This is a genomic window from Candidatus Limnocylindrus sp. (genome assembly GCF_040397215.1).
GTDB lineage: Bacteria > Chloroflexota > Limnocylindria > Limnocylindrales > Limnocylindraceae > Limnocylindrus.
Genome location: NZ_JBBAWK010000002.1, coordinates 105,883 through 119,723, shown reverse-complemented (window position 1 = coordinate 119,723; position 13,841 = coordinate 105,883). Strand labels below are relative to the sequence as shown.

The window sequence follows — 13,841 nt, the reverse complement described above, 5'->3', positions numbered from 1 at the left end:
TGAAGCCAGCGCGTCTGCCAATTCCGCCACCTCGACCCGTTCGAACCCCCTAATCTCTTAGGGGGTCGCGAGGCGGAAGGATAGCACAGCCCGCAGGTAGCTCTCTGGCTCGTCCACGAGCATTGGGGCCACCTGAGCGACGCGGCTTGAGCTCAAGAGTTCGACCGCGCGGAAGCGGATTGGCAAGATGTAGTTCGTCTCCGCAAGCCATTTCTGCAGGGCCACCAAGGATGCCGTGCGTGCAGCTCGGTCTCCTGGCTGGCGAGCGCGATTGAGCAACAGGTCGAGATCTTTAAGCTGGATTCCGGCGACGTTGCCGCCCGTCAGGACTGCCCCCGACCCCAGAAGCGGGTAAAGATCAACATCAATGCCGACATCGACGTTCAGAACGGCAAGTTGGAATGTTCCTGATGAGAGGCGGCTGGTGAGGTCGATAGGTGAGAGCTCTGTCACTTGAGTTGGGATACCGAAGGCCGTCCACGCCGCCGCCGCTTGCGCCGCGACCGCAGCGTCAGCAGGGTGCGCCAGCGCCGGAAGGGTCAGGATCTCCAGGCTCGCCGCCGCGCCAGTTGGCAGTGACCACCCCGTGGCCCCCCGCTTCCACTTGACCGACTTGAAGAGGCTCGTCGCATAGTCAACGCCACTCGTTGCGTCAGGAAGTGCGCTCCAGCCCCACGAGAGCGGCGACACGGGTGTCCGTGCAATGGAGCCCCCGAATACGTTGGTGATCGCAGCTGGGTCGAGGAGCGCCGCTAGGCCCGCTCGCAACCGAGGATCACGCAGCACGCCCCCTGGTCGCAGGTTCGTCGCAATCCCCGAGAAGACCGTTGAGCCGAGCTCAATCGTTATGCCTCGCGCAGCGGTGCCGCGACGCGCATCGGCCACATCGAGCCCCACAAGCTGATCGAGCGAACTTGTGCTCCAGCCGCGCAGTGCCGATGCGGCGTCGGGGAAGAAGTAGAGCGCGATCTTCTCTGCTGATGTGCCGGCCGCTGTGAGGGTTGCCACGTCTGGGGCGAGTAGATCGGTCCGCCGAACCAGGCCAGCGCCCCCGGAGGAGATGCTCGTAATGCGATACGGGCCGCTCCCCTGCGGCACCTTTGCCGCGTAAGAGTTTGGGATCTGTGCGGCGCTGAGCCCGGCAAACTGTGTCGCAGCGAGGAGTGGCAGCGACCCGAGCATCGTCGGTAGGTTTGCCAGCGCCCGTGAAGCGCTCATTCGCACCGTGCCAGCGTTATCGCCCTCTTCCGCAGTGATCGACTGCCAATACCCACCCGCGGTGCCGAGCTCCGACGCGATCGAGATCGTCATCAGCACATCGGCCGCGGTCACCGTGGATCCGTCCTGCCAGTGCGCAGCTGGGTCTAGGGTGATCGTCCATGAGAGTCCGTCGGCGGCGACACTCCACGCCGAGGCCACGTCCGGTCCTGGCCACCCGCTGGCATCAAGGCGCGTCAGGCTTCGATAGGTCAGTGATACAACGGCACGATCGGCAGCGGTCTCAGCGAAGAGCGGCAGTGGGGTTGAGGCGATTCCCACAATGCCAACGGTCAGCACCCCTTCGCCAGATGGCAACTCTCCGCCTGGCGTACCAATGCCTGGAATTTGAGCACTGATAAGGCCGAGCTGGGCGGCGCCGGCGAAGAATGCGGCGGCAGCCAAGAGCACCACTGCGATTTTGCGGTTGATCCCCTGTCGAGCGCCGTACTGCCTGCTCACCAGGGCGGTCCGACTTAGTTCGTCTGGAGGTAGCCGAGAACCGAGAAGCCAACGAAGAGGATGATCAGAGCGACCGTGAAGCGGAGTAGCTGGCGCTCCACGCCGCGGCGAGAGCGATAGACGCTGGAGTCTCCGCCAAAGGCAGAGCTGAGGCCGATCCCTCGGGACTGCATCAGGATGGCAATGATCAAAAAGACGCTGACGACGATCTGTCCGAGTGCTAATACTGGATTCATCGGTCCTCCTACTAGACTATCTCTTGTTCCAATCACTCTACCACCCGACCCACGCAGGAGTCGCCCGGAGGCTAGGGCCGCAGGAGTGACTCCCCCGTCATTGCCGGGTCAGGGCGCAGGCCCAAGAGGGCGCAGGCGGTAGGGGCGATATCTCGGAGGTCCCCCTCTGCCAGCGCTAACCCGACACCTTCGCCGTACGCAACAATGAGGGGTACGCGCTGCAAGGTGTGGCTCGTGACCAGCGAACCGTCAGCGGCGCACATCTCCTCAGCATTGCCATGGTCGCCCGTAATCATCAGGGTCACGCCAGCCGCCGCCGCCGCGGCTGCGATCGCGCCAATGGCGCGGTCAGTGGCTTCGCAAGCGCGTACCGTGGCGGCAAAGTCGCCCGTATGGCCGACCATGTCGGGGTTGGCGATGTTGGCGACAATCAGCCCCTCGTCTCGATGTTCGAGTGCGGCGACAACCGCCGCCGCGATCGCCGCTGACTGCATCTCGGGTGCCAGGTCGTAAGTGGCGACGCGGTCACTAGGTACCAAAACACGCCGTTCGCCTGGAAACGGATCTTCAATGCCACCATTCAGAAAGTAGGTCACATGGGCGTACTTCTCTGTCTCTGCAACGTGCAGCTGGCGCATGCCCGCGGCGGCAACGAGCCCAGCGAGTGATGGCACAACAGAGGGCCCGAAGATTGGCTGCACGAGTGCGAGCCCCTCTCCCTCTCCGTAGGAGGTCATCCCCCAGCAACGCACTGGGAGAGTGGCGGGACGAGCAAGTTCAGACAACTCTGGTGCCGCCAGCGCACGAATGAGTTGTCGCGCTCGATCGGCGCGAAAATTTGCATGGATCACCACGTCGGAGGAAGCGAATCGAATCGCTGCTGCGTCGCGAAGCGCCACCCTCGTCGGAAGGACGAACTCATCGCTCTCACCGCGCGTGTACGCCTCCTCGAGAGCGAGACCTGGGCTGGCCACCAAACGACCGCCGTCCAGAACAATCGCGTCAAGCGCGGCGGCGGTGCGCTCCCAACGCGCGTCACGATCCATGCCGAAGTAGCGCCCACCAATGGTCGCGATCTGTGCTGAAGGCGCGGCCTGGCTCATGCGCTGCTGAAACGAGGCGAGCGCGGCCGCGGCCGAACGGGGTGGCGTATCGCGACCATCAAGGAGCAGGTGAACGAGAATTCGCGCGACACCGGCTTCGTGAGCGACGCGCAACACCTCGATTGCATGGCGATCGTTGGCATGCACGCCGCCGCCGCCAAGGAGCGTGATCAGATGCAGACCGCTCTCTTGCGCCACGCCCAGTGCGCTGCGCAGGCCAGCCATCTGCGCAAATGAGCCGTCTGCAATCGCTGAATCAATGCGCGGAAGGTCTTGCGGTACGCGCTGTCCGCTCCCGATGTTCAGGTGGCCGACCTCGCTGTTCCCCATCTGGCCAGCCGGAAGTCCAACCGCTTCGCCGCTCGCCCCCAGTGTCGTATGGGGGTGCTGCGCGCAGAGCGCACGCCAGTTCGGCATAGAGGCTGCAGCAATGGCATCACATGCGCCGCCGTCGCCGACGCCAAACCCGTCAACGATAATTAGTGCAAGGCGACGGGTGGCATCCGGCATCACGTACGCTCCGTCGCGGCCAGCGCGGCACGCACGATGGCAACGAAGCGATCGGCGTGAAGGGAGGCTCCGCCCACGAGGAGGCCATCGAGAGCGGTCCGTTTTGTTGGCGCACCGAACCATGTTGCTGCTGAAGCTGCGTCTACGGATCCCCCATAGAGCACCGGGAGCTCCTCGCGATGTAGCGCGCTCCGTAGGCCGCTGGCGATCGCCTCAGCTATCTCCACTGAGGCCGGGTTGCCGGTGCCAATCGCCCAGACGGGTTCGTAGGCGATTACTAAGCCCGCAGCGAAGAGTTGCGCGGCGCTGCACCCGGCGCGCTCCGCGGCCGTAAAGGCCGCCACACATTGGGCTTGCACAGAGGCAACGCGTGTTGCGATCTCGGCCTCAGGGAGGTCGTCGCCGAGGCAGAGCACAGGTGCGAGCCCTGCCGCTACCACTCGGGCGAGCTTTCGGCCTACAACTTCATCACTCTCACCATGGTCTCGTCGGCGCTCCGAGTGGCCTACGATGACGGCAGAGGCGATCCCGACGAGATGATCGGCCGGGATCTCACCAGTGAATGCCCCAGAGATATCGAGTGAAGAGTCCTGTGCGGCGACCTCTATTCCGACCTGGGGGTACTCCCGTCGGAGCAACGAGGCGACAGGGACGAGTCCGAGCGCACTCGGTGCAAGAAGTACTCGCAAGCTTGAGGGGCTCCCCGTGGCCTGCAGTGCGCCTCCCACCCCCTCGGCAATCTCCTTGGCGAGCGCGACCTCTTCGCTGGGCGGAAGGTTCGCCTTCCAGTTCGCAATGACCGTGATCTGCCGGCTGCTCATGCGTGAATCATCGCAGAGGTTGCCCCGCTGAGTGGTCGCCTGCCTGCGCCGCACTGACACGACGCTCAATCTCGGCGAGTGCTCGCTGCACCGTGGAACGCGCCAACTCAAGTTCGGCCGCAAGCTCGGCAAGGGTTGCGTCGGGGGCTCCCGATCGAGCGCGGGCTACCCGTGCGTGCAAGCTCTCAGCCTGCAGAAGGTCCTCCTCTATCGCCACGGTGCAGGCTCGCGCCTGCCGTATCCCAGCGTGCACCGCACGCGTGAGATTCGCGGTCTCAGCATTCACGCTGCGATTCAAGCTTCCGCGAACCTCTCGGCCGATGCCACGGGCCTCCATCTCGGCCACTGCGGCAGTTGCACCGAGTCGCCGCAGCAGATCAATGAGCACATCGCGCCCCTTCCATACGAGCAGCCCCTTGCCACGTCGCTCGCGCCGATGTCCGCCAAGCTGATCTATCTCTGTCAGTTGAGCAAGATGCGTCGCCTCTGCGAACGAGACGTTGATCTCAAGGTGCACACTTCCTGAAGCGAGTGAAAGTGATCCCCTCGCAAGGAGCCGACCACGCAGCAGTGCGAGGCGACAGTGCTGCGCCGATCGCGCAGAGCCCAAGTCGGTGGCGCAACCTTCAGCCTGGCTCCGTGGCGATCCTACCCAGAGCCTCGTAGATCCACGCTGAGAGAGCTCCGTGCCCAGCTCGTGCACCGCTCGTGCCAGGGAGACATCGACGCGACGGCCTGAATCGCCCAGTGCGGCGAGCTCCGCCTGAATGCAGCACGTGCGGGCTGGTCGGATTGCCGCGAGTTCATGACGGATTGAGGCGACGAGGTCCGCCTCTACCCGACTCATCGTGTGCGTCGAGGCTCGCGCAGTGGGAGGCGCAAGAGCGCGCGAGAGAGGAGGTTCGGCTCATGCAGGTGCGGCGTTCGCCGGGAGGCAATATCGCGAACGAAGAGTGGTGGACGCTTACGACCCTCCGCATCGGTGGTGTGGTGCAGCGTTGGCGCGATTGGCACGCCGCCGACCGCTCCAGCGCGGCGCGAACTTGCAGAGGTGGCGAGGATGCCGTCAATGAGGCCCGACGCTCCATGCGCCTCGAGTGCTGCAAGATGAGCATCAAGATCCATCCCCTCGGTCTCCCCCTCTTGCTCGTCAACGTTCGCAACCCACACCAGCGGCGCGCGCCGTGCCTGTAACGCTGCAAGAATTTCCGGAACAAGCAGATGTGGGATCACGCTGGTGTAGAGAGAGCCTGGGCCAAGCACGATTAGGTCGGCCTGCTGAATCGCCGTAATCGCTGACGGAGTTGCTCGCGCCCCTTCAGGTGTAATGCGCATGCGGTCGATGTGGCGTGTGCGTGCCAGTTGGGCCTGACCACGAACGGTTGCGCCGTCGGTCGTGGTGCCGACCAGCTCCAGCGCGACAGTTGTTCCAGGGATCACCTCTCCCCGAACATTCAGGATGCGATGTACACGCGCAACGCCACGCTCAAGGTCTCCCCCCTCTTGGTGGATCGCAGCGGCGAGCAAGAGATTGCCAATTGCGTGCCCGCGTGCTGCGCCAGGCTCAGCAGGGAGTCGAAAGCGCAGAAGATCGGCCGCTGTCGACTCCGAGTCCGAGAGTGCGACGAGGCAGTTCCGTAGGTCGCCCACGGGCGGGATTCCAAGTTGCTCTCGCAGAACACCCGAGGATCCGCCGTCATCCCCCATTGAAACGATCGCGGTGAGATGCGCGGTCTCAAGCTTCAGGCCACGAAGAGCAGTCCCTAGCCCCGTTCCTCCACCGAGCACCACCACGCGACGCCCGCGAGCCAGCCGACGACGGCGCTCGAGGAGCTCAAGCAGGGAGACCCCCGGTCGATCTGTGCGGTACGGCAGGATCGCTGCCCGCGCAAGCCCACCCAGCCCAACCCCCACCAGAAGCAGTCCTAGGGCGGCCGCAACGGCGCCACGAACCATCGGATCGAGATCGCGCAGGGCCATCGCTTCAGCGATTTGGACCAGTGGGTCTGGGAGCTGCGCCCCTGTGGCGAGTGCGCGGATCCCGCTCAGGACACCGAGCGCGATCGTCCCGGCACCGAGGAAGGCCAGGAGCAGCCAGCGCTTTACCCCAAGCCCAGGCTTCAGCCAGCCGAGTCGACCCACCGCTTAGGTGCGCTCCACATCGCGGTGGTGAACATGGACCGTGTGCGCTCCAGCCTGCGCCCGCAGTTTCGCAGCCAACGACTCGCTGATCGCCACCGAACGATGGCGGCCGCCTGTGCAGCCGATCGCGATGCTCAGACGACCACGACCATCACCGAGGTAGGTCTCTAGCGTGGCAACGACAAACGCCGCGATTGACGCCTCAAGGGACGCTCCGACTGGATCGTTCAACACGTAGGCGGCAACGTCGCCGTCACGACCATCCTTCGGCCGCAGCTCTGGGACCCAGTGCGGATTCGCTACCGATCGCACATCAAAGAGCAGATCTGAATCGAGAGGGATCCCATGCTTGTAGCCGAAACTGGTGAGGTGAATGGAGATTGACGCGTTGTCACCTAACACCTCTTGCACCAGCCGATCGCGCAACTCGCGGGCTGAGAGGTCGCTCGTATCAATCACGGCATCGGCAATCTCGCGTGACGCGCTGAGTAGGTCCCGCTCGGATCGGATGGCCCCTGCAACATCGCTTGGCGCATCAATTGGGCCGCCGAGAGGGTGACGATGCCGAGTCTCGCTGAAGCGCCGAATGAGCACATCGTCGCGCGAATCCAGGTAAATGACACGACTCTCAAGGCCAATTGCTGCGCTCGCATCTCGGACCGCATCAATGCTGGATCGCGGATCACCATCGCGGGCATCAATCACGAGGCAGAGGCGCGCGAACCGATAGGGCTGGAGTCGAATCCTTTCAAGAAGCGCAGGGATTAAATCGTTCGGCAAATTGTCGATCGTCCGAAATCCGACATCTTCTAGAGACTTCGTCGCGGTGCTCTTCCCCGCACCTGACAGCCCCGTAAGCAACACGATCTTGTGCGGCACGGCGGCGGTCGCCACTAGCGCCCCCCTGCCCGAACGAGCCAGATCGAGAGCTCATAGAGCACGTAGAGCACAACAGAGAGGACGATTGGGCTGACAAGATCAGTCCCCGGAGTGGCGAACGCGCCCACGACCACGGCGAGCACCAGCGCGTTCCGTCGCCAGCGGCTGAGCTTGGTCGAGGTGACGATGCCTACGCGCGAGAGGAAGACCAGGAGGATTGGGTACTCCGTTGCCAGCCCGAATACGAGCATGAGTGAACCGACAAATCCAAAGTAGCGATCAGCGGCAATGAGTGGGGTGAGATCGTCGGTAGCAAAGGAGAGGAGGAAGCTCACCGCAAACGGCAAGACGACCCAGGCCACCGCAACGCCAACGACAAAGAGGAGGAGCGCGAGCGGAATCCAGGGCCGCGCCGCACGACGCTCCGAGTCTGTAAGGCCTGGCCTTATAAACGCCCACGCCTGCCAGAGCCAGATCGGCATCGCCAGAGCCACGCCCCCGATGAGGCTGAGTTGCATGCGAATCCCAAATGCGTCGCCAATGCCGACGAAGTAGAGGGGGGTGCCACCGAGTGGTGTGCGCAGGAGTGCAATGAGGGCATCGCACCAGGCGAAGGTGAAGATTGCACCGACGACAACGGCGACAAGGGCGATACCGACACGGCGACGGAGCTCCTTGAGATGGTCGAGGAGCGGCGCAGGTGCGTCGCTTAACTCACGGGAGCGAGGCATGATCGGCTCGAACCGACGTTACGCCTTTCGCTTTGAGCGTGACGCCACGGCGCGCTTTGTCGCCTTCTTGGCACGTGGCTTGGCAGGCGCCGCGGAAGTTCCCGACGTTGCATCCTTGAATTCACGGAACGAGGTACCCACGGCCTTTCCAATCTCGGGGAGCTTTCCTGGTCCGAAGACCAAGAGTACGACGGCGAGGATTAGGATCAGCTCAGGGAATCCGACGTTTGGCATATGAAACCTCCTCGTAATGGGCTGGCGCCCTTAGGAGGGGAGTATAGCGAGGCGACGCCCCCGCGCGAGGGTAGGGCTGGACTCGCGAGCCGAAGGGGAACTAGGGCGAGGGGCTCCCACTCACACGTGCGGTATCCAGGCTTCCCCATGCGGGTCGCACATTGGGATCAACCGGATCGCGGAGGGGACTCAGGATCACTGGTGGATTAGGAATACCTGATGGTGAAACGCTAAATGAGGCGAGATTGAGACTCGCTAGGGTCCCGCTAGCCGATAGGTAGGCGAGCTGTGCACCCGTCGGTGACCAGGCTGGGGCCCACGACTTGCCCGTACGAGTGATCTCAAGCACGACCTCACCAGTCGCTGCCCTCAAAATCACCACATCGGTGCCGCGCGCCGAAATGCGCGTCGCCGCGATCCATCGGCCATCTGGACTGACCGCAGGCTGCACGAAACCCTTCGCGCCAATTTGTGTCGTGGTCTTCTTGGCGATGTTGTAGCGAATGATTCGCGACGACGAGGTCCCCTCAGCGAGGCCATTCTGAACGTAGTAGAGGGCGGTGCCGTCAGGGCTCCAGACGGGGTCCTGGTGACCGAATGGCGCAACGTGCGGAAGTGAAAGCGTCGAAATTGCTGACCCATCACTGCTCAAGACGCGAACGACCACATCGGTGCCAATGTCGCGGCCACGGTAATCCGTTGCGACGGCGATGCGACCATCACTGGCAAGGGCCGGTCCATACATGAAGCCAGACCAGTTTAGCGCAGGACGCGATCCGAGGATCAGACCATCAAAGATCACCTCTTCGCCGCCACCAAATGCCGAGAGGCGGAGGAGGGTGGGAACGTTCATCTCGTATTTCTGCACGCTTCCGCTTCCGAGAAAGCGACCGCCAGTTTCTGTCCGGTGTCGGATGGCATAGAGCCAGACGCCGTCGGTGCTCCAGGCAAGGTCTGAATCGGTGGCCGCGGTAGTGAGCTGACGCAGTCCGGCTCCGCTCACGCTCCAGACCGAGCCGCCACGACCGAAGGCAATCGTTCCAGCAACGGTGATACCTTCCGTCACCTCAGGCCCGCTATTGGGAATATCTGAGGGGGCTGGGGTACTCAGCGACAGGCCGACGAGGCTCCCGGCTGCAAGTAGCACGAGCAAGAGGGCCGCAACGATCGGAGCTGGGCTAGACGAACGCCGCTGCGCGCCGTCTCTACTCATCAAGTCGCGATTCGTTGGTGGCTTCGCGCCATGGAATGGCTGCGGGGCAGCACGGCGGGTGCGCGGCAGGGGGCGAAGCGATCGTTTCTCACTCATACGCTCTCCCCCAGCACAGCGGGCCGAAAATCTACAACGTGCACCTCAATCCGTGACGACCCACGATAGGTCCGTTGGGCTGTTCGCACGACAAGATCGATAGTGCTCCCCGCCAGCTGGTCGGCATCGGGCCGACCGAATGCCATCGCCTCGACTGCAAGGCCGTCCAGAGAGAGCGTCAGCCGTGCGTGGCGGCCATCCCCCACCAGGCGTACCGCGGTGAGTGGGATGCCCCGCAGGAGGAAGGTGGGCTCCGGGTTCCCCATCCCTGTCGGCGCGAGGTGATCCGCGAGCGCGGCAAGGTCGATTGGGGTGCGACCGCCGATGGGCGCCGCGAGGTCAACGGATAGCTCTGGTGTGCGCGCCTTCGCCTGTCCTGCACAGGTGGCGCTTAACCGAGGGAGGAGTCTCCCCCACACCTCGGCCACAAACGAGCAGCCACCCGCACCGTCGTGTCCACCGTGGCGAATCAAGGCGTCACTCGCCTCCTGCAGTGCCGCGGCGACAGCGAAGCCCTTCGGCGCGCGTACCGATGCACGCAGCGGTGCCCCACTTCCATCATCGTGCGCCACAAGTGCCGGTCGCCCCGTCTCTTCGCTTAGACGACCAGCGATCAAACCGATAAGCCCAACCGACCATGGGCCACGCACCGCGACGAGGCCATCTCCGAGAAAGGCACGATCCTCATCGCGTTCCGATCCCGGTACGAGTCCGAGGAGTGCCCGCGCCTCGTCAATTGCAACCTTCGTCAACTCTTTCCGTTCGAGGTTGATCCGCTCTAGCAGCGCCGCTAGTTCAGCAGCCTCGGCGGGATCATCGGTCGTGAGTAGCGCCAGGCCTGGAGCGGCGTCGCCGATGCGCCCCGCAGCATTGACGCGTGGCGAGATCGTGAAACCAGAAACCTCTGCACGATAGGGTGGCTCTGCGCCGGCCGCACGAAGGAGCGCTGCGATCCCGACAGGCATCGTGCCAGCGCCATTCATCACCTTCAGCGCAGAGCGCACAATCACCCTGAACTCATTGGCAACCGGAACCATATCGGCAATGCCACCAACCATTGCGAGCACGGAGAGCTCTGCCAAGATCTCACGGCGTTGCGGGTGATCGGCAAGTACTCCTTGGGCAATTTTGAAGGCGAGTCCGCTCCCCGCCAAAAATGGGAACGGATAGATTGAATCAGGTCGATTCGGATTCACCAGCCAAGCCGCCTGCGCCGGCTCAGGTGGCACCGCATGGTGATCGATGATGCCGACAAGAATCCCCGCTTCGAGTGCTTCCGCTACACGTGCGCGATCGGCAGTGCCGCAGTCCACCGCGAGGATCAGCTCAACTCCGTCTTCCAATGCGGCGGCGATCGCCCCTTCGGGAATGCCGTGACCATCGCCGTCGCGTTGTGGGATGTACCCCTCAGCGATCGCGCCGATCGCGCGGAGGGCTCGGATCATGATCGCCGCTCCAGTGAGTCCGTCTGCATCAAAATCGCCGACTACAAGGACAGGCTCCCCCTCGTCGCCGGCGGCGCGTAAGCGCGCAATCAACCCCGTTGCATCGGGGAGGAGGTGCGGATCATGCAAGGTGCGGTCGTTGCGATCTAAAAATTGGCGCGCATGGATCGGGTCAGCTAGGCCGCGGCTATGGAGGAGTGTCGCGAGCGAAAGGTGCAGGTTCTTGGGGATGAGCAGATCGGTAAAGAGTTGCAAGAGTTCTGGGCTTACCTGGAGTTCGCCGTCGGCGGCAGGGAGAAGGGTCGCGACCGGCTCAAGGCGCCACGCCCGCGCTGGCACCCTACGCCGTGCGGGTTCGCGCCGCTGCCGCCTTGCGCGCCTGAGCGCGCTCCTCCCACCAGACGAGCAGTGGGCTGGCGTTAAAGATCGACGAGTATGTGCCCGAGAGAATGCCGATAAAAAGGGCGAGCACAAAGGTGCGAATCGATCCCCCGGCAAAGACGAGCAGGGTGAGCAACGTGATCAAAACGGTCGCCGTGGTGTTGAACGAGCGGCCCAGCGTCTGCACGATCGAGTGGTTGACAATATCGCCGAACGGAGCGCCAGCATGGCGGACGAGGTTTTCGCGGATGCGGTCAAAGACCACAATTGTGTCGTGCACCGAGAAGCCGATGATCGTGAGCATGGCGGTCACAAAGAGGGCATCGATCTCAATCCCAGCAAAGGTGCCGGCGATGGCGAAGAAGCCGATCGTCACGATGACGTCGTGAAGGAGTGCCGTGAGGGCCGCGATTCCAAAGCGTAGATTGCGGAAGCGGTAGGTCATCCAGAGCAGGATTCCAATTGAGCCCAGCACGACGAGCAGGAGCGCCTGCTGCGTGAGGTCCTGGCTAATGACCGGGCCAACGGTGGAGACGGAACCCTCCTGGGCGATCGGCCCAACCGCCGCAATGACCGCCTCGCGAATCGCTTGGAGCTCCGCTCCAGCATTCTCAATCTGATCTTTGCCGGTCTGTAGGTCAAGAGGCTTCGTGCGCACAATCAGGAAGCCGGTTCCCGCCTCGGTCACCGTCGCCTCCTCGTGGCCAGCGCTGGCGACCGCCGCCTGCACCACCAGCGGATCAGCCGGGCTCTCTGGGCGGAACTCCCAAATCGTGCCGCCCGTGTAGTCGATGGAGAACTTCAGGCCAACCGCGCCGCCCGAGATTGGGGTCGCCAACGTAAAGAGGAGGCCGGGAACAGTGATGAGCAGGGAGAAGAGGAAGAACCAGCGCTTGCGCGCAATGATCTTATCCATTGATGGCCCCCCGATCGAGTGCGTCAAGGTCACCCTTCGCCACTCCGTAGAGGTACGGCGAGGAGAGGCGCTTCCGCGCGATTACGGCGCGCAAGATTAGACGCGTCACCGTTACGGCGGTGAAGAGCGAGCAGAGCACGCCGATAATCAGCACCAGCGCAAAGCCCTTGATCGTTGACGAGCCGAAGTAGAAGAGGATGAACGCAGTAATCAAGCTCGAGACGTTGGAGTCAAGGATTGAGTTCCAGGCTCGGCTGAATCCAGCCTCCACCGCCGGCGCAATCCCCTTCCCAATGCGAAGCTCCTCTTTCGTGCGCTCGAAGATCAAAATGTTCGCATCCACCGCCATGCCGATGGAGAGGACAAATCCAGCGATGCCGGCGAGGGTCAACGTGACAGGGACGAGGCGGAAGATCGCCAAGACGATCAGCACATAGAAGAGGAGGGCGACATTGGCCACCGCGCCTGCGAGCCGGTAGTGCAGGAGCATGAAGAGGAAGACCAGCAGGATGCCAACCGCACCAGCGAAGAGCGCCTGACCTAGAAAGGCGGCGCCAAGCGTTGCCTTCACATCGGTGACACCAATCTCTGCAATCGGGAATGGGAGGGAGCCGAACTTCAAGATGGTGACTAGGTTCGTCGCATCGTTAGCTGCGAAGCCGCTTGCGCCGCCTCCCGAGATCTGTGCCTCGCCACCAGTGATTGCGCTTTGAATGTAGGGGGCCGACTTCACAGCCCCGTCCAGAACGATCGCGAAGTAGGAGCCAATATTCGCCTTTGTCCAGGTGGCAAAGAGGTCCGAACCCTCAGCCTTTAGTTTGAACGAGACGACGCGCCTTCCTGAAGAGTCAATCTGCACGGCAGATGATTCAATCTGATCGCCCGAGAAGAGCGCCTTCAGGGTTGTGTCGCTAAGCGTTTCACCCTCGTTAGGTACCGGCTTTACCCCTTCGTGAGGCTGGCCTGTTGCGGCATCAAAATAGCCGTAGGCCTCACGCGGGAGTGGCACGAGGTCGAGGCGCCCGGTCGTACCCAACAGGGCGCGAATGGAATCGGGATTGGTGACACCAGGCAACTCGACCACGATGCGATCGGTCCCCTGCGTCTGCACGAGCGGCTCTGATACACCGGTGCTGTTGACCCGACGCTCGATGATATCGCGGATCGTGGCGAGGTCAGCAGCGGTGGCGCTGACGCCGCCGACTGGCTGCACTTGATACTCCACGCGCAGTCCGCCGCGCAGGTCGAGGCCGAGCTTGGTTTCGATTGGGCGCGTGCCACCGGCTGCTCCGCTGGCGGGGAGACTTAAATTTGGGAGTAGGTCAATAGCCAGCGCCAGAAGGGCTGTGGCCAGGATCAGGTACGGGGTGAACTTACGCATTGACGCGAATCCTAGCAGGGGTGCCCGTCAGCAC

At 63.2% G+C, this 13,841-nt stretch carries 13 protein-coding genes; all 13 read right to left on the bottom strand.

Annotated features, from left to right (window positions below):
• Positions 1-57: 57 nt before the first annotated feature.
• The 13 genes from AC3LCN_RS01310 to secD all read right to left on the bottom strand — a co-directional run bounded on the left by AC3LCN_RS01310 (position 58) and on the right by secD (position 13,807).
• Positions 58-1,719 (bottom strand): ABC transporter substrate-binding protein, encoded by a 1,662-nt coding sequence (locus AC3LCN_RS01310; RefSeq protein WP_488648286.1) that lies wholly within the window; start codon positions 1,717-1,719, stop codon positions 58-60.
• 14 nt (positions 1,720-1,733) lie between these two features.
• Positions 1,734-1,955, bottom strand: coding sequence for a preprotein translocase subunit SecG (gene secG / locus AC3LCN_RS01305; protein ID WP_488648285.1), 222 nt, complete (start codon positions 1,953-1,955; stop codon positions 1,734-1,736).
• A gap of 71 nt (positions 1,956-2,026) precedes the next feature.
• Entirely contained in the window at positions 2,027-3,568 is a 1,542-nt protein-coding gene (gene gpmI, locus AC3LCN_RS01300) for a 2,3-bisphosphoglycerate-independent phosphoglycerate mutase (RefSeq protein WP_488648284.1), read from the bottom strand.
• Positions 3,568-4,389, bottom strand: coding sequence for a triose-phosphate isomerase family protein (locus AC3LCN_RS01295; protein ID WP_488648283.1), 822 nt, complete (start codon positions 4,387-4,389; stop codon positions 3,568-3,570). The genes gpmI and AC3LCN_RS01295 overlap by 1 nt, the downstream gene beginning before the upstream one ends.
• Before the next feature lie 7 nt (positions 4,390-4,396).
• Entirely contained in the window at positions 4,397-5,236 is an 840-nt protein-coding gene (gene whiA, locus AC3LCN_RS01290) for a DNA-binding protein WhiA (protein ID WP_488648282.1), read from the bottom strand.
• Entirely contained in the window at positions 5,233-6,531 is a 1,299-nt protein-coding gene (locus AC3LCN_RS01285) for a gluconeogenesis factor YvcK family protein (RefSeq protein ID WP_488648281.1), read from the bottom strand. Before AC3LCN_RS01285 ends, whiA begins: the two co-directional genes overlap by 4 nt.
• A 3-nt stretch (positions 6,532-6,534) precedes the next feature.
• Entirely contained in the window at positions 6,535-7,425 is an 891-nt protein-coding gene (gene rapZ / locus AC3LCN_RS01280; protein WP_488648280.1) for an RNase adapter RapZ, read from the bottom strand.
• Positions 7,425-8,141 (bottom strand): twin-arginine translocase subunit TatC, encoded by a 717-nt coding sequence (gene tatC / locus AC3LCN_RS01275; RefSeq protein WP_488648279.1) that lies wholly within the window; start codon positions 8,139-8,141, stop codon positions 7,425-7,427. The genes rapZ and tatC overlap by 1 nt, the downstream gene beginning before the upstream one ends.
• A gap of 18 nt (positions 8,142-8,159) precedes the next feature.
• The gene (gene tatA, locus AC3LCN_RS01270) at positions 8,160-8,375 is read right to left on the bottom strand and encodes a twin-arginine translocase TatA/TatE family subunit (RefSeq protein ID WP_488648278.1); all 216 of its coding nucleotides are present in this window, start codon (positions 8,373-8,375) and stop codon (positions 8,160-8,162) included.
• A gap of 100 nt (positions 8,376-8,475) precedes the next feature.
• Positions 8,476-9,684, bottom strand: a complete 1,209-nt coding sequence (locus AC3LCN_RS01265) for a TolB family protein (RefSeq protein WP_488648277.1) — start codon at positions 9,682-9,684, stop codon at positions 8,476-8,478.
• Positions 9,681-11,468: a single-stranded-DNA-specific exonuclease RecJ gene (locus tag AC3LCN_RS01260; RefSeq protein WP_488648276.1), complete on the bottom strand. Its 1,788-nt coding sequence runs from the start codon at positions 11,466-11,468 to the stop codon at positions 9,681-9,683. The genes AC3LCN_RS01265 and AC3LCN_RS01260 overlap by 4 nt, the downstream gene beginning before the upstream one ends.
• A 1-nt stretch (position 11,469) precedes the next feature.
• Positions 11,470-12,426, bottom strand: a complete 957-nt coding sequence (secF, locus tag AC3LCN_RS01255) for a protein translocase subunit SecF (protein WP_488648275.1) — start codon at positions 12,424-12,426, stop codon at positions 11,470-11,472.
• Positions 12,419-13,807, bottom strand: coding sequence for a protein translocase subunit SecD (secD, locus tag AC3LCN_RS01250; protein ID WP_488648274.1), 1,389 nt, complete (start codon positions 13,805-13,807; stop codon positions 12,419-12,421). Before secD ends, secF begins: the two co-directional genes overlap by 8 nt.
• Positions 13,808-13,841 lie beyond the last annotated feature (34 nt).